This window comes from Scandinavium sp., from assembly GCF_036271055.1.
Lineage (GTDB): Bacteria > Pseudomonadota > Gammaproteobacteria > Enterobacterales > Enterobacteriaceae > Scandinavium.
Window position 1 is genome coordinate 334,573 of record NZ_DATBBJ010000073.1, and the last position, 20,380, is coordinate 354,952.

Consider the following 20,380-nt stretch of genomic DNA (forward strand, 5'->3'; position numbering starts at 1 on the left):
TCATGAAGAAAATATTTATTTGCGCGTTTCTCGCGCTGGCTTTTTTGAGTGGTTGCACAAATTCCCCGGCGCATCGCATCGCCGAATGTGAAAAGAAGGGCGGTAATGAGGCGGCCTGTACGGCGGCAGAATGGGATTACGAGAAAGTGAATCCGTTGCCGCAATACGATCCAAACAACTACGATAACGCAGCGGCATTGCAGGCGGCGTACAACGTGAATGCTGCTAAGAAAGCCACAACAGAATGATTTAAAAGCAAAAAGCAGCCAACTGGCTGCTTTTTTGTCGGGGCAGTGTAATCTCAAATCCAGCCAAAGCGGAATGACAGCAGGCTAATCAGGGCTACGGCAGCAAAGACATTTATCAGAAATACGGTTTTACTGGAAACTTCCATAACACCATCCTCTGTTTATCGGCCTCTATTGATATAGTCGCCCTCCACGCGGTTTGCCATCAGACAAAGTCAGTTTTTACACTCAACTCGTCATACTCGTCTACTTTTTGTAAAAATTTGATGTGCATCAAAATAAATGGCATATTGCGCGCGAATTTTTTTGATGCAGATCGGGTTTTTTATGACGCTTTACCAGCACATGCTGATTTTTTACGCCATCATGGCCACCATTAGCGCCATCATTACGTGGTTCCTGACTAAAGAGAGCAAGCGTATCCGCCTGATTGCTACCGTGCTTATCGGTGCCACCTGGCCGATGAGTTTCCCGGTGGCGTTGCTGCTGTCGATGTTCTGAATTCGGACTGGATTCGTCTTTCTTCTGAGTGTACTGTATAAAAATACAGTTGATTGATGAAGGACGTTCCCTTGCATAGTCTCTTTTCTGACATTGCCGGTGCCACGGTGCGCTGGCACGATCTTCCTGGTGAAGGCACTCCCGTCGTCTTTATACACGGTCTGGGTTGTGCTTCTTCTTACGAGTATCCCCGCATTGTTGCTGACCCTGGTTTTGGCGGGAAGCGAACCCTGCTTATTGATCTTCCCGGCAGCGGTTTTAGCGACAAACCCCACGATTATGCCTATACCACCAGCCAACAGGCGGCCGTCGTCGTCGAAATACTCGATTTTCTCGGCGTCGAGGGATGCTCTGTCTATGGTCATAGCATGGGCGGCAGCATTGCTATTGAGGTGGCGGAAAGGTTGGGTAGCCGGGTACGAATGTTGGCCGTTTCAGAACCTAATTTTCATCGCGGCGGCGGTTTTTTTAGCACACAAATTGCGACACAACCTGAGCCAGAATTCGTTAAATCGGGTTTCGCACGCATTGTGGAACAAGAAAAAACGGCGTGGAAAGGATCTTTGCACGTTACGGCTCCATGGGCGTTGTGGCGCAGCGCAAAAAGCCTGATAGACGGTATATCACCTTCCTGGATGTCGCGGTTTCTCACGCTCAAATGTGAACGGGCACTTATTTTTGGCGAACAATCCCTCCCGGATAAAGATGCAACGGCAGTTGAACGTGCAGGGATCCCGTTGCATATCGTGCCAAAGGCGGGTCACTCCATGTCATGGGAAAATCCGCCTGCGTTGGCTGCAATCTTAGGCGCTATTTTTGCTGGCAATGAACGTTGACGCGACGTTTACGACTCACCTCCCTGTGAGTCACAAACGGATTACAGCAGGGCATTCAATTCATCGCGGGATGCTGGGGAAAGATCCTGTGGATGACGATAATCAGGGGCTTCGGTGGCTCTTGTAAACAACGCAACCAGCCAGTCATACACATAACGCGTGGCGGCGTGGGCCGGGCGTTCTCCCAACTGTGTCAGACGTTCGGTGTTACTTGCCGTTGGCGCGAACAGCGTGCTGCCTTTTGCCACGCGACTTGCCGGGCGGGCATCAACCGGCATATCGGCATAACCGAGCCATGCGAGATAGTTGCTGATGGTCGCCCGTAAATGCGCTGCGCTGGCGCGTTCATCCGGGGTCACTGCCTGCAATTGTTTTGGCAGATCCAGGCGATAGCTGGTCATAATCAGAATATCAGCCAACTGTTGTAGCACGGCAGGTGTCAGGCCATAGCGGCGGGCATTACTTTCACTGCGGCTCCACTCGCGGAGATAATTCACCCACAGCGCATGGGCCTGAAAACCGGTGTCCCGGCGCGAACTGCCACTCTGTTGTGGGTCATCAGCCTGCGCGAACAGATCAACGTTCTCGTTAAACAATCCACTGACTTTCTCTTCACGCGGTTGCTGTACCTGGATCAACTGCTCAAAACGGGTCAGCGGTGGCAGTAAACCTTCCAGCAGTTCGCCGAGTGTAGCCGCGTGACTCTGGAGCTCTCGCACCACATTTTCAGCCTGACGACGCACACCAGCCACATCTGAGCGTGGATCCTGTTGCCAACAGGCGACCATTTGGCGCAACTGTTGTCGTTGACTATCCGCAAGGCGTTGTAGACGCGTGATGCGAAGCGCAGGAACCGTGGCTTGTGAGAGCCATTCGATAAGCCGTTGTAAACTGCTGCCGTCCAGCGCCTGCAAGGTTCCCCAACGTTGGCCCGGTTTTTCAATGAGTTGTTGAACGGCTTCATCGAGATTCAGTTTGCGAACAAAGCGGTCGTCCTGTGGGGTAATCGCCCATACCAGACCCGGCAGCGCGCCTTCATGTTGTGGTTGCGTGTCGCTCACCCATTTCGTCAACGCGCGAGCGCTGGCAGGAATTTGCGCGCGCGTAGAGGCAGCGTTGCAGATAAGCAGCAGATCGGGCTGATACTGTTGACGATAATGATCCAACAACCAGCGGCATTTACTGGCCCACAGGGCAAAACCCTCTTCCGGTGCAGGTTGCGGAATGTCGATCAGGTCGACGTTATCCAGCACGCTATTTTCTGTCGGTAGCACCAGTTCGACGGTCAACAATGCTAGTGCATTCACCGGCAGACTGACGGCATTTTGCAGCTGATTATCACTCATCGGATGCACGACCGTTTCGCCTTCGGGTTCGCTTTCTGGCGTGAGAAAACCTTCAGCGGGCAGGGTAAAGCTATCGACCAGCAGGCTCAGTGGCGCGGCCAATTCCCGCGCGTTGCCGCACTGCTGTAACACATGTGCAAGCGTCAGCCACTGACGCGTCAGTTCCTGCTGCTCTCCCCATAACAATGACCACGCGTTGGCGCGGGCATTGAGATCAAGACACGGCAACAGCTGAATAAACTGCTGCCACAGCGCGTCATCAATATGCTGCTGGCGCGCCGGAATATGCGCTTGCCAGAAGCGAGCAATCGACGCCACATCTTCTTCGTTGATACCCGGTACTGGCTGAGTCTGGCGCAAGGATTGCCAGGCGTTCAGCCGTGCCATGACCACGGATTTAGCAACCTTACGCACTGAACCTTGCTGCAATGCGTGCGCAAGGAAAACTTGTACCAGTTCGGCCTCACGCATGATTCGCAGACGCAGCGGGAAAGCGTCGTCTGGCGATTGCGCAGAAGGGCTAAAACGCAGCGCCATTCTGGTCAGCGCATGACCAGGGTTGAGATGGGTGAAATAGTCGAGAGTTTTACTGCCGATCTGTACCAGTAAACGCCCATTGCCGCTGCTGCATAAGGCGCTGAGCAAATGCGCTTTGGCGGCCTGAGAATGACCGAACAGCGCAATGCTGGCAGGCGCGGAATGCGCGTCACGTAACGCCGTTTCTTGCGCTTTGAGTTTATACAGGCTTGTCAGCAGCGCATCAGCATCGGTGTCGAAAATAGGGGAGATCCGGCGAGTCGCGCGAGTCCAGTCGATGATAGTTTGCAGTCGGCTCATTTCAGGTACACGCTCCCGCTGTCGATCCAGTAGTGGCTGCCGCTGTGACGGCGGTCGGCCAGAGTATTCAGTTTCAGCGTCAGGGCATCCGGCGGCACTGGCGTGCCGTCCTGTAACCGGGCATCCGCCAGTTCAAAAGCTTCCGGGCCTTCGTTGCGATTGCCGCCAGTGAGTTGCAGTCGTACCTGTAATACGCCGTCACCCGCGATGGCCTTCGCCACATCAGGCGAATTAATGCTCAATGTATACAGCGGTGTTGCAGGCCAGCGGGCGTTAGCCAGTTGACGGAAACCGAGCGTGACATTCCCGCGCAGTGGGAAATGCACACGGGCATCCACTTTCGCACCGGGTTTGTCCAAATCCAGTTCTGCGTACCAGATATTCTCTTCGCGTAAGGTGTTGACGGTGTTGTCCAGCACGCCGAGATAGCGCACGGTGGAATACGCGCCAATGTCGGCGGCTTTGAAATTAAAGCGCGGTAGGCGTAAATCCAGTGCCAGGCTGCACAGCATCGCACCGACGGCCGCCGTGGATTTTGGATTGCCGATACGGCCTTGCTGGCTGAACGGATACCATTCATGCACGTGATAGTTGTCCATCCACACCATACGGTTAACGGGCACCGGTTGCAGATAGCGGATCAGCGTCTGCACGCCAGGCAAGCATCCCGGACGCCCGGTAACCAGCAACACGTCGCAGGCGTAATGGGAAATGGCTTCACACACCGCATGCAGCGGCGCGGCAATAGTAAATTCTCCCGCCAGCATCGCTTCATGCAAATCGCGGAAACTGACCTGCAAAGGTGTTGCCAGTAAATCAAACGGTTCAGAACCTGCTGGCAGCGCATGGCTGATGGCTTGCCCGACGTAATTCATCACATTGCGGGTCGGTTCTTGCGAGAGTAACTCGCCGAAGGTGGCGTGAAGCCCCGCCAGTGGATCGTTGATGTCGCTCTCTTCCCAAGCCCCCAAAATGGCGTGACCGATGGGCATAAAGAGCTGGAGCGCCGTCTGCTGGCGTAAAACCGCCTGGGTGTCGATACGCCCGGAATCGCCAAACAGCGTTGCCATCAGCGCAGGCGCATCGGCGATACCGGATTTTTGCAGTTGCGTTTGTAGTGCTGGCAAAACACAGCGCTGAATAATGTCGAGCAGGATATCGTCGCCTGCGACTTTAAACCCTTCACGGAACAGTAGTTGTGGCGTGATTTTGACGTTGCTGCCGGTGCCTTCATCAAGACGATAATGTGTAATCGCCATATCGGTGGTGCCGCCGCCAAGATCGACCGCAGCCACGCGTAACGCACGCCCCGGACGCGTGCCGGGTTCAGGCTCACGATCAGGACGGGCGAGGGCGGCAAAGAACGCTTCCGTTTGACCGCCGAAATGCGACATGGCTTCGTTGTACAGCCAGACCAGTTGACCGCAACTGGCTTCATCCCATTCCATGTGGATTTTCGGTACCGGAACGACACTTTTATCCTGCTGTTTTTGCGTGGCAAAATCGTCATCCTGCGGGTGCCAGCCGAGCGCTTTCCAGACCAGCGCAATGGCTTCGAACATTCGACGGCGGAAAATCTCACGCTCTTGTTTCGGCATCGCCGACGGCAGTGTCAGGATCAGGGTACGCAACTGGCGCGGTGAAGACGGAAAACCGAGGCGCTGGCGCGTGGCGACGCTGTTAATTTGGCCCAGCGCCTGTGCCAGAATTTCGCACAGCATATGTGTCATCAGCGTACTGCGGCTGTACTGGGGCGAAAACACTGGCATCCGCTCATCTTGCGGCAGGGTAAACAGCGGCTGCCCATCGTCGTTCATCAGGTAGGCGAGCGGGAAGGCGGCCGCCAGCGGTTCGCGCTGCGTACGGCTGTTCATCTGACTGAAACGCCAGTCCTGCACGGTTGGGGTTTCATCCCACAGATAACGGCGCGGACTGGAAATCCCGCTGTTACCTTCGGTGCCGACACGTTGCATCGCGAGTTTACGGGCTTCATCGCCCACGCGAACGATTGACGGCCAGACAAAGGCATCTTCGCGCCCACTTTCTACGGAGAAGTGCTGTTTTCCAAAGCGGGCCTCGGAGAACTCAAGACGGCTGGTGAACAGCGGGGCGTTGAGGAATTGCGGTTCGCTGAGCGAACGCACCTGCAACTCGGCGGTCTGGCGCAATCCGTCGTTGGCATCACCATGATCTTCAATGATCACGCCGCAGGTGTGGCTGTTGCCGACATCCAGAATCAGGTCCACCGGAATGGCCGGTGTGCTGACGGTGGCGGTGGCGATTTTGACTTCCGGCACATTGAGTTGCTCGCCGAGCAGCGCCAGTAGATTCAGCCAATGCCCCTGGTATTCAAAGCCGCGCATCGCCTGGGTGATTTCACGCTCGCTACGGTTTTCTTCAACGCTGGCATAGTGGCTGAACACTTCACGCAGCCAACCGTCGATCCAGGTCTGGTCGAGGAAATCCGCCACTTCGTCATCGTGCCAGGCCAGCGCAAAACGCGTGCCATTGAGCAAATCATTTGCAACAGGAGCCAGCGCGCCAGGCGCATCATCACGAAGCTGGCTGTCGAGTGCGATGGTCACGCGGTGTGTATTGCCTGCGCTGTCTGGCTCTGGCAGTTTGCGAATTTGCACGCGCGCCCAGTTGTCCGGGCCTTCGACGAAAGTGCGTGGGGGATTAAAACGCAGAAACGGTAGCGGCAGCCACACGCCGTCGAGCACCGCGAGCGAATGTTCTAACGTCAACGTGGTTTCTGGTTTCACCACTTCGGCCTGCTGTCCGTCGATGGCGGGCAGGGTGTAGCGGCAATTCACGATATCGTAATTGAGGCGCAGCAGCGGGCCGTTGGCGGTTTTACGCACGAAACGTCCGTTACTTAAAGAGTCCTGCGGTGTCAGACCAAAATCAAGAAACTGGACGCCGCTATTGGCGATGAGCGTCACGCTCTGTTGGTAATCGCAAAGGGTAACCAGCATGTTTACGCTCCCACTTTACGGAATGTCAGCGGCACGACGGTGTTGGCGTCATAGCGACCGGTACATTCAGCCACGTCGCTGGTGCCCGCTTTGCACGAGATTTCCGGCATCGGGTAACGCGACCCATCGCTGCAACGCGCATTGCCACGGCTTTTCACCAACAGTTCTCCGTTTTGATGCAGGCCGGAGAAAATCTCGGCTTTGCAGACCACGTTATCGCCATGCACCAGGCGTACGCTGCCTTTGTTGTTGAGGATCTGGTAACGCAGCGACGGGGCTTTGCCGGTGACCGGATCTTTCACGTCAACCAGCACACGCCAGCTGCCATTGAGGAATTTGGTGGTGCCTGCACGCATTTGGTCAGAGTCCATCACCAGCGCATCTTTCGGGATAGCGGCGATCACTACTTCTTTCACTTCCGGTTTATCTTCTTTAACCGGCTCTTTGATGCTCGCCAGATGCAGCGGCAGGTTTTGCGTCAACTCAGGCAACGGGGAGGCGGGTTTTGCAACGGCGTCCAAAGGTTTTGGCGCAATGAATTCAGGCGCAGCCTGAGCGACAACCGGCTCGGCAGACGTCGTCTGGCGTGGCCACAGCAGTGGTCCGGCAATAGCGGCGACGATAACGGCTGCGACTGGCAGGCTCCACAACGGCACTCTGCGGGATTTTTTCTCAACCACAGCGACCGGTGGGATTTCCGGGGCGACGGGTTCAGGTTCGATCTCCGGCTCCAGTTCAACGTCTGGCTCAGGGGCGAGCGTTAGGGTCAGCGGCGCAGACAACAGCGGTTCGTCGGCATGGCTTATCGTGACATTCAGCGCCTCTTCATCGGTAAAATCATCGTCATTGTCGATAACAGGCTCCGGGACCGGGGCGAAATGCAGGCAGCCAAACAGCTCTTCACGGGCGCTTTCATTCAGATTCACAAAGCCCCAGAAGGTGATAACGGGTTTACCGTCGACGAGGAAAACGTGGTTTTCGCCAGGGAACTGCAGCGCTTTTTCCAGCAATGCGCCAAACAACTGTTGTGCTGTTTTATCCGACTGCTGGCATTTACGCGCGAGACTCAGCGCGCCGTCAGCCATGGTTTCCAGTTGGTTCAGCACGCGTTCGCGCAGATCTTCATCTGCGGCTTTCCACGGCAGGACATCGCCATCCACCGGGGAGTACCAGTCCACGCGGTCACCTTCATCATTGACCTGCGGGATCGCCAGACACTCGACCAGCGTCTGCTGCTTGCGCAGTCGCAGCGTTTCACGGATCTGCAATGCTGATGCAAATACGGCCTGGCCGCCGCCGCCCACGGACTGGAAATCATCCAGACTGCCGCTGCGTAATAGAGTTTTTGCCACGTTCTTATCCCATCGACTTTTTCACACCGTTACTCTACGGCATGAGGTCAGGGGATAAACGGGCGAGGAAAAGGCAAAAAATGCAAATACTCAGGCTATTGGATTAGCGCAAAAGGCTTGCTTTCTTCGGAATCCCTTAAGTGAAATCAGTGGCGAATTAAACGGCAAAATGTAGCGTTTAAGCATAACCTGATGCGGTTTGGTTATTTGCCAGAATATCTCCCTTATGCTGAGATTAAGGTTCTAATAATAAAACCGATAGGCTTATCACTATGTCATTCAACCAGAAAACGCTGGCGGCTTTGGTCCTCAGCGCTTTGTTACCGGCAGGGGCCGCCGTGGCGGCAAATAACGACACCTTAATTTACTGCTCCGAAGCGTCGCCGGAGTCGTTCAACCCGCAGATTGCCAGTTCCGGCCCAACGTTTGTTGCCAGTTCGCAGGTGCTGTACAACCGCCTGATCAACTTCGACCCGCAGAAAAACACGCCGATTCCGTCACTGGCTACCAGCTGGACCATTTCACCTGATGGCAAAACCTATACGTTTACGCTGCGTCAGGGCGTGAAATTCAACAGCAACAAATATTTTAAACCGACCCGCGACTTCAACGCTGATGACGTTATTTTCTCGGTACTTCGCCAGAAAGATGAAAATAACCCGTACCACAAAGTATCGCAGGGCAATTACGAATATTTCACCGACGTGGGCCTCGATAAGCTCATCAAAGACGTGAAGAAAATCGATGATTATCATGTCCAGTTTGAGCTGACTGAACCAAACGCTGCGTTTCTTGCCGATTGGGGGATGGATTTTGCGTCGATTCTCTCTGCGGAATACGCTGATGTGATGATGAAAAAAGGCACGCCGGAGTTTGTGGATACCTGGCCGATTGGTACGGGACCGTATGCGCTGCAACAGTACAAAGTGGATTCGCTGATCCGCTACATTGCCAACCCGAATTATTGGGATGGCGAAGTGCCGACCAAACACCTGATTTTCTCCATCACACCGAATGTGGAAACGCGTCTGGCGAAGCTGCAAACCAACGAATGCCAGATTATCCCTGCGCCGTCGCCGGTACAGTTCGACATCATCAAAAAGAACAAAGATTTGACGCTGCATTCCGTAGATGCGCTGAACGTCGGCTATCTGGCGTTTAATACCGAGAAAAAACCATTTGATAACCTGTTAGTGCGTCAGGCGCTGAACTACGCCACCGACAAAAAAGCCATCGTCAACGCGGTATTTATGGGCTCCGGTACGGTCGCAAAATCACCGCTGCCGCCGAAAATGCTCGGTTACAACGATGGCTTGCCGGACTACGGTTACGATCCAGAAAAAGCCAAAGCGCTGCTGAAACAAGCGGGGCTGGAGAAGGGCGCGGAAGTGACACTGTGGTCGATGCCGGTGCAGCGTCCGTATAACCCGAATTCACGCCGTATTGCCGAGATGATCCAGAGCGACTGGGCGAAAGTGGGGATTAAAGCCAAAATCACGACCTATGAATGGGGTGAATATCTTTCCGGCATGCGTAAAGGCGAGCACGATTCTGCGCTGTTTGGCTGGATGTCGGACAACGGCGACCCGGATAACTTCGCTGATGTCTTGCTCGGCTGCGACAGCATAAAAACCGGCTCTAACGCCGCACGCTGGTGTGATAAAGGGTATGATGGTCTGGTTAAAAAAGCCAAACTGACCAGCGATCCGGCCGCACGCGCGAAGCTTTATCAGCAGGCGCAGGAGATTTTCTACCAGCAAGCTCCGTGGATTGCGCTGGCTAATGGGAAAACCTTCTTTGCCACCCGCAGCAACGTGAGCGGCTACAGTGTCAGCCTGATGGGCAGTGATTTTTCGAAAGCGAAGCTGAATTAAGGAGAAGGTATGTCACATCTGGAAGAGGTCAGCACCCGCGTGGATGCAGCGATTGAAGCGGGTTCTATCACCGGAATGAATGAATTGCTGATTGTACTCAGCGATGATGCGGAACTGAGCCGGGAAGAACGCTACGAGCAGCAACAGCGCCTGCGCACGGCCATCGCCCACAAGGGGCGTCATCATAAAGAAGAGCAAGAAGAACGCCACGAGAATTTGACCAAAGGCGGCACGATTATTTAAGTTTTCGTCTGTACCGGGCAAATGCCCGGCGGCGGCAAAGCCTTGCCGGGCCTACGGAGAGTGGTAGGCGCGGTAAGCGAAGCGCCACCGCGCGAAACAGTTAAAAAGATCGTCTGGCCACCAACCACGCTCCCACCACCAACATCACCGCACCGCATATCGGGCCAATGAGCGCCCGCCACGGAATGCCCTGCTGACGCAGAATATCCATCGCCAGACCACCGATGAGCTGGCTTGCGACCAGCACAGCAATGGTCGTTGCCGCACCCACATACTGATAGCCGCTGATGCTGGCGAACACAAAAAACGACCCGAGCAGACCGGGAATTAACGTCCACCATTTGACGTTTGAAGCCAGCTCCTGAAAGCCACTCAGCCCGTGTTTAATCAGCAAAATCGACACAAACAGCACAATCCCAACCAGCGAGTTGAGCAGCATCGCAATCAGGATCGTGGACGCCGATTGGGTAATTTTCACCATCAGGGTGTTCTGGATAACCAGTCCGATCCCGGCGGCAATCAAAAAGGTGAGGGTTAACGACTGATTCATCCGCGCGCGTCCGGTTCCTGACGTTGGTCGAGCTGGAGCTGCATAAAGGTCAGATCCAGCCAGCGGCCAAATTTAGTGCCGACTTGCGGCATCTGCGCCGTGGTCACGAAACCGAGCGAGGCATGCAAATTGAGTGAAGCCTGGTTCTGCGATTCAATGCCTGCCACCATCACGTGCTTGCCAATCTGTTTGGCTTCGACAATAAGTTGGGTCAATAAAGCACGGCCTAACCCTTTACCCTGGTGCTGCGGGTGAACGTAGACCGAATGCTCAACGGTATGACGAAAACCATCGAATGCGCGCCAGTCGCCAAAGGAGGCGTAGCCGGTAATAGTCCCGTTTTCTTCACTGACTAAAACCGGATAACCCGCAGTCTGTCGGGCTTCATACCACGCAATGCGGTTGTCGGTATCGACGGTTTGATCATTCCAGATAGCCGCAGTGTGCAGGACGGCGTGGTTGTAGATTTCCGCGATCGCCGCGCAGTCTTCCTGGTTTGCGTAACGAATGTTCATGGCTGGCCTCGGGTGTTCACTATAGTAGTACGGTATAGATACTATAGTTCTGCTGGTTTTGACAAGAGGCCAGCGTTATTTGGCAATTACTGCGCTAGCAGGAAGCAGCCAGTTCGGCGCGGTGAATTTTTTCAGCGCTTGCGGGCGATACAGTTGGTTCTTCCATAATCCGTTACTTTGTTGAACGGGTGAAAGCTGCGAGCTTTGCAAACGTGTCACGGCGGCCTGGTGGATCATCATGTCTGCTGATGTGGGGTTATTCAGTTCGCGCGGGGTCGTTTTGTACGGTTTTCCGTCGCCCCATTCACAATGAATGCGGCCCAATGGATCTTCATCATAATGGCGAATATTCAGGTTTACTTTTAGCGTCGCCAGTTCATCACGCAGCCAGCGATAACTGATATTGGACAAGCCATTTCCATCCTCTGCCGCGCTATAACCACCACCGACATCGGCATGAATACCGGAGAATAACACCTGCACAATGCCGGAACGCGGATCCCAATAGGTCGGGGTGAAGTCTATTCGCTGTTCATCTATGGCAATCGCCTGACGCCCAAAACGCACGCCGCTGCCGAGTTTAGTATCTGCAAAGCGATAGAGATCGACGCGTTTGTCGTTCATATACGCAGGAATGCCGAGTGAACCGACCGTTTCCCACACCGCAACGGCTTCTATGGGGACGTTGTAAATCATCGACGCGGGGTCGATGTCCTGACCGAAGAAGTGTGGCGCATCGAGCAAAATATCGGTGAACAGCGAATCTGACACGCCCGATGCTTTGCGATAGTTGGCCCACACCGCCGAGCCTAAGCGGTAGGCGCTGACTTTATCCTGCAAATCCAGTTTGCTGGCGTCCAGCAGCCCGCATTTGCCGATCATTCCCGCCAGTGCGCGCACCGTGTATGCGCCACGGCTGAAACCGACCAGATAAATGCGATCGCCTTTCTGATAGTTGCGGCTGATAAACGTATAGCCGCGCACAATGCGTTCGATAATTCCCGCCCCAAACACGCCGCCCATGATTTTGACGTACCAGTTACGCGAATCGCCCACCCCGTGCAGGTATTTCGCTATCTGAGTGACGTTGCCTGAGGCTGTAGTCACCGTTTTCTCCTGCTCGTTGCCGAGTTTCAACAGCGTAGGATCGTCAACGCCAACTAGATCGGTATACAGGCGATAAACGTTGGTGAAATCCGGTAGGCCGTCGTCATCGTCTTGCTGATTAGGGCCGTTCCAGGTGCCGTCGGCGCAGAAAATAATGTTTTTGCTCATGAGGATAATCGACGCAGGGGAAGGTTATGTTAACTCTAGCGAAGTTGCGTGGGCTTGCCACTCGAAAAGCCATCGAATGCACTATAGTATTACGCCATGAATACTATCGAAGACAATCTTAACCAGCGGATCAGCGCGCGGATCCGCATTGAGCGTGAATCTCGTGGCTGGTCACTCAGCGAACTGGCAGAGCGGGCGGGCGTGTCGCGCGCAATGATCCACAAAATCGAACGCGCTGACAGCAGCCCGACGGCGACGATGCTCGGTCGGCTGTCTGGCGCATTCGGCATCAGTATGTCTACGTTGATTGCGCGGGCTGAAATGCAGGAAGGGAAACTGCTACGCTTTGCTAATCAACCGGTGTGGCACGATCCGCAAAGCCATTATCTGCGTCGTCATGTTTCTCCGCGCAGTGATTTACCCATCGATTTAGTGCAGGTTGAGCTTCCGCCGGGGAGCGATATTCCGATGCCTGCATCGTCTTATGCGCTGGCGCGACAGCTGATCTGGCTGCAGCAGGGCGAATTGTTGTTTATCGAAGGCGACACGCGTCATGAAATGCAGGCGGGAGACTGTCTCGAACTCGGGCCGCCCAATGATTGCCGATTTATCAATGAAACCAATGAGATCTGTATTTATCTCGTCGTGCGCCTGAATCATTCCGGCTCATAATGGTAAGCATGACGCGCGATGAACGACTAGTCTCAGGGGACGTTTTCACAAAGGAGCAGACCATGAATCAACCTAATTTAGGTCATCGTCGCTGGGTGCTGGCATCCCGTCCACACGGCGAGCCGACAAAAGACAATTTCCGCCAGGAAGAGGGCAACGTGCCCACCCCAGGTAACGGGCAGCTGTTGCTGCGCACGGTTTATCTCTCGCTTGACCCTTATATGCGCGGTCGCATGAGTGACGCGCCATCCTATTCGCCGCCAGTTGAGATTGGCGCGACGATGGTTGGCGGCACAGTCAGCCGCGTCGAGCAGTCGAATCACGCTGATTATAAACCGGGCGATTGGGTGCTGAGCTACGGCGGCTGGCAGAACTATGAGATTTCTGACGGTCAGGGGCTGGTGAAACTGGGTGATAAGCCCGAGCATCCGTCATGGGCGCTGGGGATTTTAGGGATGCCGGGGTTCACCGCGTATATGGGCCTGCTGGATATCGGTCAACCAAAAGCCGGTGAGACACTGGTGGTGGCTGCCGCGACTGGGCCTGTTGGCGCGACCGTCGGGCAAATTGGCAAGATTAAAGGCTGTCGCGTGGTTGGCGTCGCGGGTGGCGAAGAAAAATGCCGTTATGCTGTAGAAACGCTCGGCTTTGACGTTTGTCTCGATCACCGTGCAGATGATTTTGCCGATCAACTTGCGAAAGCCTGTCCACAAGGCATTGATGTTTATTACGAAAACGTCGGCGGTAAAGTGTTTGATGCCGTGCTGCCGCTGCTGAATACCTCCGCGCGCGTGCCGGTGTGTGGGCTGGTGAGTGGCTACAGTGCCACTGATCTGCCCGCCGGGCCGGATCGTTTGCCTCTTTTGATGGGCACGCTGCTGAAAAAACGCATTCGCATGCAGGGCTTTATCATCGGTCAGGACTACGGCCACCGTATTGATGAATTCCAGAAAGCGATGGGGCAGTGGATCAAAGACGGATCGATAAAATATCGTGAACAGATAACCGAGGGTCTGGAAAATGCACCAGAGGCCTTTTTCGGTTTATTAAAGGGCAAAAATTTCGGTAAAGTCGTTATCCGCGTCGGTTCCGACGAGTAAGAAATCCTCAGCGGCGCGTCGAGCGCCGCAACTTTTCGTGCAAAAATTCCATTAGCGTCTTTAATTAGTTGTGCAATAACCGTTTTGTATGAAGTGTACGGCCTAAATAACAACCTAATAATTAAATAGTCAATAAAAGTAGCAAATTGATCCATGTTATTTCCAACACCACCCACGATACAGGATATATCCTGCCATCGTGCTGAGTTGTTTGCTCTCGGGCCGTGAAGAGAACAATGATTATGGAAACAGGAAATAACCATGCTTGATTTTGAAAAAGCACAGCGAATGAGTCTGACAACGCAAGTGGAAGTGAATTTGAAGAGCGCGCTTATCATCGGGGCGCTAAAACCTGGAGCACGACTGGTGACCCGGGATCTCGCTGAGCAACTGGGAACCAGCATCACACCGGTACGTGAAGCGCTGCTGCGACTGGTTTCGTCAGGGGCGCTACAGGCGACGCCCGCGCAGGCCTTTCTGGTGCCGGAGGTATCACTCCAGCGCTATACCGAAATCAATCAGATCCGCAAAAAGCTGGAGAGCATGGCGGCTTCAGCGGCGGCAGCGTTGATAACGGAGGAAAAACTTCAGGATTTGCGCGGTTACGTTGAGGCGTTCCACGAAGCGAAAGCAAAAGGCGATATGGAGGCTGCCTTGCAGGCCAACTGCCGTTTTCGTTTTCGTCTTTATGATTACGCAGAAATGCCGACACTAACCACGCTCATCGAGCAACTGTGGGTGCGCATTGGCCCCTGTTTTAATTATTTGCATCCGCTGTCGTGCGAAGTGTTCAAACAGGATCGTTATTATGACGATCTGCTGAGTGCGCTGGAAAAAAAGGATGAAGCAGAAAGTGGGGCGGCCATATGCCGGGCTATTGATCAGGGTGCGGCTATTTTACAGCGACAGTATTTTAATTAATTTCCGTTATTAATCTGTATCCATAAGCCCTAAAATCTGTGCCGGATTACCCGGCACAGATCCACTATTACTGGAACGAATAAGCGACCGATAAACCGACGCCGTAATTACGCCCCGGTGCGGGTTCGTAATAACGTCCGTTGGATTCGTTCACAATCACCGATCCTGCATATTCGCGGTCGAACAGGTTATCGACGCGACCAAAGACGTCCATTTTCCAGTTACCCACGCCAAATTTATAGCCGGTGTTCAGGCCAACGACTGTCCACGACGGCGCTTTGGCCGTGTTCTCGTCGTTTGCCATGATATCGCTCAGATAACGAATGTCGCTCCCCGCGTACCAGCCGAGTTCCGGCTCATAGCCAAATGAAGCGTAACCCATGTTGCGCGCAATGCCCGGAATGCGATTACCGTTGCAGTTGGTGTCGTCGCAGACATTGCTACGGTATGTCGCGTCGATCCATGTCCAGGCAGCTTTCAGACGCCAGCTTTCCCCAAACTGCTGATCGAGAGACAGCTCCGCGCCCTGACGACGGGTTTTGCCCGCATTTTTATAGGTGGTACGCCCGCCGCTGCTGGTGTCAGTAACGATTTCATTGTCGGTATCGGTCTGGAACAGGGCGGCGGTCAGCAGGCCATTGCCAATACGCGTTTTGCTGCCCACTTCAACCGTTTCATTGGTGGACGGTTGCAGGCCAAAGTTCAGGCCGCTCTGGTTGTCCGGACGATAGGAAAGTTCGTTGATTGTTGGTGTTTCGAAACCGCGTCCCGCAGAGACATACACGTTCCACGCGTCGGTCACCGCATATTTTAATGAACCTGCCGGGAGCCATTTATGATAACTGGCGTCGCCGCTGTCGTTGCCATTACCCGGCGTGACGTAGAAATCGTTCGAATCGAACCACACTGAGCTGTAACGCACGCCCGCGTCCAGGCTAAGTTTATCCGTCAGTTGCCACTGTGTTTGCAGATACGGGTCGAGGTTCCACATCAGGTTGCGCTCGTTGCGGCGCATCGCCCCTTGCTGACCGTAGTCCGGCACACCGTTATCCAGTACGTAGTTTTCGTAACCTTTGCGCTTCTCGCTCATGTTTTCGTAGTCGAGGCCAGTGGTGAAGGTTACCGGCACCAGCAGTTCGCCACGGTGCGTCCAGCGGGTGTCGATGCCCTGATAATGACGGTCGAGATCGATAACGCCGCCGGAATGCGAAGGATTCTGCTGCGGCCCCATTGGGACCGACTGATATTGCGTGGTCTGGCGCTCACCGGCATACATCATCACGCTCAGATCGTCTTGCTCGCTGAGCTGGCGTTCATAGCGCATGCCCGCCTGGGTCTGTTTAATCGTCTTGCGAGTGTCGTACTGATCTGCACGCGGTGACTGCTGCGGATCCGCACGCCATTCGCTGTAGGTCAACCCACCCGGATCGTTCGCCTTGATGTCGACACTGTTGAACATTAGCGTCAGTTTGCTGACGTCATTAATGCGCACGCCAAGTTTGGCGTTGGCGAGGTTTTTCTGTGCGCCGCTGTCATCACGATAGCCGTGCGTAGAGAAACGAGTGGTAGAAACCGTGTAATCGACGTCGCCTGCCTGCGTGCCATCGCCGACCGCACCGCTGGCTTTCAGGCCGTAGCGCCAACTGCCGTAGCTGCCGTAATAACTGCTGGCTTCAATCGTTGTCGGCTGTTGCCCGGTTTCGGTGGTGACGTTCATCACGCCGCCGGAGGAATTACCGTAGAGCGCCGAGAAGGGGCCGCGTAAGACTTCAACGCTATCGACGCTGTTGATATCAATATTCGACGTCTGGCCCTGACCATCTGGCATGGTTGCCGGAATACCATCGACATACAGGCGAATCCCGCGCACGCCGAACGTCGAGCGCGAACCGAATCCGCGAATGGAAAGCTGTAAATCCTGGGCAAAGTTCTGGCGATTTTGGATCTGCAAACCTGGCACTGAACCGAGGGATTCCGAGAGGTTAACGCGCGGCGCGGCCTGGCGCATCTCGTCCCCATTGACCACGCTGACGGCGGCAGGGGTATCTAACTCGGAAACGGTTTTGGGTGTGGCAGACACCACCATGGTTTGTTCGTCAGCAGCGTAGGCGTCTGGCAGTGAAAGAAGTGGCAAAAGTAATGCCGGAAGCGCGGCCCTGCGGACAGTAATGATTTTCATGTAATTCTCGTGGTAATGAACAAACTGAAACAACTGTGAATATGTTAAAGCTTTTGTAAATCATTTGAAAATCATAACGGCACATTACGTTAAGTGCAGGTTTAACAATGGCATGTTTTTGACGAAACGGGAGAATTATCGCTCCCTTTTTAGATGATTAATGATTACTATTCTCAACAACTAACGCAGTGCCATGACGCTGCGAGCAGGAAGCATGTCGGGCAGTAAATTAATTTGCGTTTCAAAGGGAGTCGTCATGTCTTTACGTCATATGTCCATGCCACGTTTTCGCCGTTCTCTGCTGCTGTCTTCTTTATTGCTGGCCGGATCGTTTAGCGCCCATGCTGCGGATGAAATGCTGCGCAAAGCCGTCGGCAAAGGGGTTTATGAAATGGCCCTCAGCCAACAGGAAAACGCGCTGTGGGTGGCAACGTCACAGAGCCGTAAAACCGATAAAGGTGGGGTGGTTTACCGTCTTGACCCTGTCACTCTGGAGGCGACTCAGACGATCCACAGCGATCTCAAACCATTTGGTGCGACCTTCGACAACCAGACGCAAACCCTGTGGTTTGGCAATACAACCAACGGCACTGTCACGGCGATTGACGGCAAAACCGGCGATGTGAAAGGGCGCGTGGTACTGGATTCACGCCAGCGCAGTGAAACCGTTAAGCCATTGCAGCCGCGCGAACTGGCAGTCGATGAAAAAACCAACACCGTGTTTGTGACCGGCGTGGGCAAAGAGAGCGTGATTTGGGCGATTGATGGCGCAACGCTGAAGCTGAAAGCGACCATCAGCGGCACGGGTAATCGCACGACCGCGCTGGCATTGGATAACGATGCACGTCGTCTTTACACCGTGAGTGCAGACGGCGAGCTGATCACCATCGACACCGATAAACACAGTATTCTGACCCGTCAGAAACTGGTGGATGACGGTAAAGAACATGCGTTCCTGAACATCGCGCTGGATAAGGCTAACCACCGCGCTTATATCACCGATTTCAAACAGCCAGAACTGTTAGTGGTGGACTATCGTGACGGCAAAGTGCTGAACAAAATCGCAGTGCCGGAATCCTTGGCTGTGGTGTTCAACCCGACGCGCAAAGAAGTGTATGTGACAAACCGTAAGGCCGGGAAAGTCAGCGTTATCGACGCGAAAACCAATAAAGTGGTGAAAACGTACGATACCCCAACCAACCCGAACAGCCTGGCGCTTTCTGCTGATGGCAAGACGCTGTACGTCAGCGTGAAACAGGCATCCAGCCGTGAGAAAGAGGCCACTCAGCCAGATGATGTGATTCGTATTACTCTTTAATCTCAGGCATGAAAAAGCCGCTCATTTTGAAGTGAGCGGCTTTTTTTACAGCCAAAACCTGTAGACCTACGCAAGCGCAGCGCCGGGCAAATTATCTTATTTCACTTCATCCGGATGAACCGGCGCGGTGCTGTGGATTTCGTTCACGCGCTTACGCACACCGAACCAGCCCGCAACCAGCAGCACAGCTAACAGCGGAATTGAGCCGATAGTGTAAGTGCCGTTCGGGTAATCGAACGCCATCAACACCAGCACGCTGAACAGGAACAGCAGCGTCAGCCATGACGTAAACGGTGCGCCCGGCAGCTTGAAGCTGACATCGGCACATTTACCTTCTTTGATGAACTTACGCAGACGCATCTGGCACACCACGATGAACGCCCACGAAGCGATAATGCCGATAGACGCGACGTTCAGCACAATCTCAAACACCCGTGAAGGCACCAGATAGTTCAGGAATACGCCGACTACATACACTGCCAGCGTTGCCAAAATGCCCGCGTAAGGCACCTGATGACGGCTCATTTTCGACATGAATTTCGGTGCAGATCCGCCCATCGACATCGAACGCAGAATACGCCCGGTGGAGTACAGGCCGGAGTTGAGGCTGGAGAGTGCCGCCGTCAGAACCACCATGTTCATCACGTCACCCGCGTAAGGCACGCCAAGTTTGGAGAAGAAGGTCACGAACGGACTTTGTCCGGCCTGATACGCATTCCACGGCAACAACAGCACCAGCAGAACAACCGAACCAACGTAGAACAGACCGATACGCCAGATAACGCTGTTGATGGCTTTTGGCACCATCGTCTGTGGATCTTTACATTCGCCCGCCGCAGTACCGACCAGTTCAATCGACGCAAACGCAAACACCACGCCCTGAACCAGCACCAGCGCAGGCAGTAGGCCGTGCGGGAAGAAGCCGCCATTATCGGTGATTAAATGGAAGCCGGTTGTACCCCCGTCGAGCGGTTTGCCGCTGCCGAGGAAAATGGTTCCCACAATAAGGAAGGCGACAATCGCCAGCACTTTGACCAGCGCGAACCAGAACTCCATTTCGGCGAACCACTTCACGCCGATCATGTTCATGGTGCCGACAATCGCCAGCGCGCCAAGGGCAAACACCCATTGTGGCACGTCGCCAAACGCGCCCCAGTAGTGCATATACAACGCGACGGCGGTGATATCGACGATCCCGGTCATGGCCCAGTTGACGAAGTACATCCAGCCTGCGACATAAGCTGCTTTTTCGCCGAGGAATTCACGGGCATAAGAAACGAAGCTGCCGCTCGAAGGGCGATGTAAAACCAGTTCGCCGAGCGCACGCAGAATAAAGAAAGAGAAAATACCGCACACCAGATAAACGATGGCGAGAGAAGGGCCTGCCATCTGCAAGCGAGCGCCTGCGCCCAAAAACAACCCTGTACCGATTGCGCCGCCGATGGCGATCATTTGTACCTGACGGTTGCCCATCGCTTTGTGATAGCCCGCTTCATGCGAGTTCAGCCAGCTGCGTTTAGCTGCGTGATGCTCCGCCGTGGTGTCCTGTTTTGTGTTCATGTTGTGTATCCCGGTTACCTGTCTTTACCCCAATCGGGGCCCAAAAAGTCCCGCTGCGTTTAAACGATTACGCGG

At 54.3% G+C, this 20,380-nt stretch carries 18 protein-coding genes; 9 read left to right on the plus strand and 9 right to left on the minus strand.

Going from position 1 to position 20,380, the window contains the following annotated elements; all coding sequences use genetic code 11:
• Window positions 1-2: 2 nt before the first annotated feature.
• Window positions 3-248, plus strand: coding sequence for a hypothetical protein (locus tag VH187_RS15350; RefSeq protein ID WP_329702308.1), 246 nt, complete (start codon window positions 3-5; stop codon window positions 246-248).
• Between the two features lie 53 nt (window positions 249-301).
• Here VH187_RS15350 and yncL read toward each other — a convergent pair whose 3' ends face one another.
• Entirely contained in the window at window positions 302-394 is a 93-nt protein-coding gene (gene yncL / locus VH187_RS15355; RefSeq protein WP_329702309.1) for a stress response membrane protein YncL, read from the minus strand.
• A 181-nt stretch (window positions 395-575) separates the two neighbouring features.
• Between yncL and VH187_RS15360 the strand changes: the two genes are divergently transcribed.
• A complete protein-coding gene (locus tag VH187_RS15360; protein WP_329702479.1) occupies window positions 576-749 on the plus strand; it encodes a GhoT/OrtT family toxin in 174 nt (57 codons plus the stop codon).
• A gap of 71 nt (window positions 750-820) precedes the next feature.
• A complete protein-coding gene (locus tag VH187_RS15365; protein WP_329702480.1) occupies window positions 821-1,585 on the plus strand; it encodes an alpha/beta fold hydrolase in 765 nt (254 codons plus the stop codon).
• A 41-nt stretch (window positions 1,586-1,626) separates the two neighbouring features.
• Here the strand turns inward: VH187_RS15365 and VH187_RS15370 are convergent, their stop codons facing one another.
• From VH187_RS15370 to VH187_RS15380, 3 genes are read right to left on the minus strand one after another with little or no spacing between them, the layout of a single operon-like run.
• A complete protein-coding gene (locus VH187_RS15370) occupies window positions 1,627-3,768 on the minus strand; it encodes a virulence factor SrfC family protein (protein WP_329702310.1) in 2,142 nt (713 codons plus the stop codon).
• Window positions 3,765-6,746, minus strand: a complete 2,982-nt coding sequence (locus VH187_RS15375) for a virulence factor SrfB (protein ID WP_329702311.1) — start codon at window positions 6,744-6,746, stop codon at window positions 3,765-3,767. Before VH187_RS15375 ends, VH187_RS15370 begins: the two co-directional genes overlap by 4 nt.
• 2 nt (window positions 6,747-6,748) lie before the next feature.
• Entirely contained in the window at window positions 6,749-8,098 is a 1,350-nt protein-coding gene (locus tag VH187_RS15380) for an SrfA family protein (RefSeq protein ID WP_329702312.1), read from the minus strand.
• 272 nt (window positions 8,099-8,370) lie between these two features.
• On the opposite strand from VH187_RS15380, the gene VH187_RS15385 reads away from it, so the two are divergent.
• Together VH187_RS15385 and VH187_RS15390 are read left to right on the plus strand one after the other, a co-directional pair.
• Entirely contained in the window at window positions 8,371-9,972 is a 1,602-nt protein-coding gene (locus VH187_RS15385) for an ABC transporter substrate-binding protein (RefSeq protein ID WP_329702313.1), read from the plus strand.
• A gap of 9 nt (window positions 9,973-9,981) precedes the next feature.
• The gene (locus tag VH187_RS15390; RefSeq protein WP_329702314.1) at window positions 9,982-10,215 is read left to right on the plus strand and encodes a DUF2526 family protein; all 234 of its coding nucleotides are present in this window, start codon (window positions 9,982-9,984) and stop codon (window positions 10,213-10,215) included.
• A gap of 100 nt (window positions 10,216-10,315) precedes the next feature.
• Here the strand turns inward: VH187_RS15390 and VH187_RS15395 are convergent, their stop codons facing one another.
• The 3 genes from VH187_RS15395 to VH187_RS15405 form a co-directional block, all read right to left on the minus strand.
• Complete coding sequence (locus VH187_RS15395; protein ID WP_329702315.1) at window positions 10,316-10,765, minus strand: DMT family transporter; 450 nt, start codon at window positions 10,763-10,765, stop codon at window positions 10,316-10,318.
• Entirely contained in the window at window positions 10,762-11,280 is a 519-nt protein-coding gene (locus VH187_RS15400; RefSeq protein ID WP_329702316.1) for a GNAT family N-acetyltransferase, read from the minus strand. Before VH187_RS15400 ends, VH187_RS15395 begins: the two co-directional genes overlap by 4 nt.
• A gap of 75 nt (window positions 11,281-11,355) precedes the next feature.
• Window positions 11,356-12,555 (minus strand): DUF2235 domain-containing protein, encoded by a 1,200-nt coding sequence (locus tag VH187_RS15405; protein ID WP_329702317.1) that lies wholly within the window; start codon window positions 12,553-12,555, stop codon window positions 11,356-11,358.
• 96 nt (window positions 12,556-12,651) lie between these two features.
• Between VH187_RS15405 and VH187_RS15410 the strand changes: the two genes are divergently transcribed.
• From VH187_RS15410 to VH187_RS15420, 3 genes are all read left to right on the plus strand, one after another.
• Window positions 12,652-13,227 (plus strand): helix-turn-helix domain-containing protein, encoded by a 576-nt coding sequence (locus VH187_RS15410; protein ID WP_329702318.1) that lies wholly within the window; start codon window positions 12,652-12,654, stop codon window positions 13,225-13,227.
• 62 nt (window positions 13,228-13,289) lie between these two features.
• The gene (locus VH187_RS15415) at window positions 13,290-14,327 is read left to right on the plus strand and encodes an NADP-dependent oxidoreductase (RefSeq protein WP_329702319.1); all 1,038 of its coding nucleotides are present in this window, start codon (window positions 13,290-13,292) and stop codon (window positions 14,325-14,327) included.
• A gap of 261 nt (window positions 14,328-14,588) precedes the next feature.
• Window positions 14,589-15,248 carry a GntR family transcriptional regulator gene (locus tag VH187_RS15420; RefSeq protein ID WP_329702320.1) on the plus strand — a complete coding sequence of 220 codons (660 nt, stop codon included), beginning with the start codon at window positions 14,589-14,591 and terminating at the stop codon, window positions 15,246-15,248.
• 67 nt (window positions 15,249-15,315) lie between these two features.
• Here the strand turns inward: VH187_RS15420 and pqqU are convergent, their stop codons facing one another.
• Window positions 15,316-17,427, minus strand: coding sequence for a TonB-dependent receptor PqqU (gene pqqU, locus VH187_RS15425; RefSeq protein WP_329702321.1), 2,112 nt, complete (start codon window positions 17,425-17,427; stop codon window positions 15,316-15,318).
• Between the two features lie 256 nt (window positions 17,428-17,683).
• On the opposite strand from pqqU, the gene yncE reads away from it, so the two are divergent.
• A complete protein-coding gene (gene yncE / locus VH187_RS15430) occupies window positions 17,684-18,745 on the plus strand; it encodes a 7-bladed beta-propeller protein YncE (protein WP_329702322.1) in 1,062 nt (353 codons plus the stop codon).
• Between the two features lie 96 nt (window positions 18,746-18,841).
• On the opposite strand, the gene ansP is transcribed toward yncE, so the two are convergent.
• Window positions 18,842-20,305, minus strand: a complete 1,464-nt coding sequence (gene ansP, locus VH187_RS15435; protein ID WP_329702323.1) for an L-asparagine permease — start codon at window positions 20,303-20,305, stop codon at window positions 18,842-18,844.
• Between the last annotated feature and the right edge of the window lie 75 nt (window positions 20,306-20,380).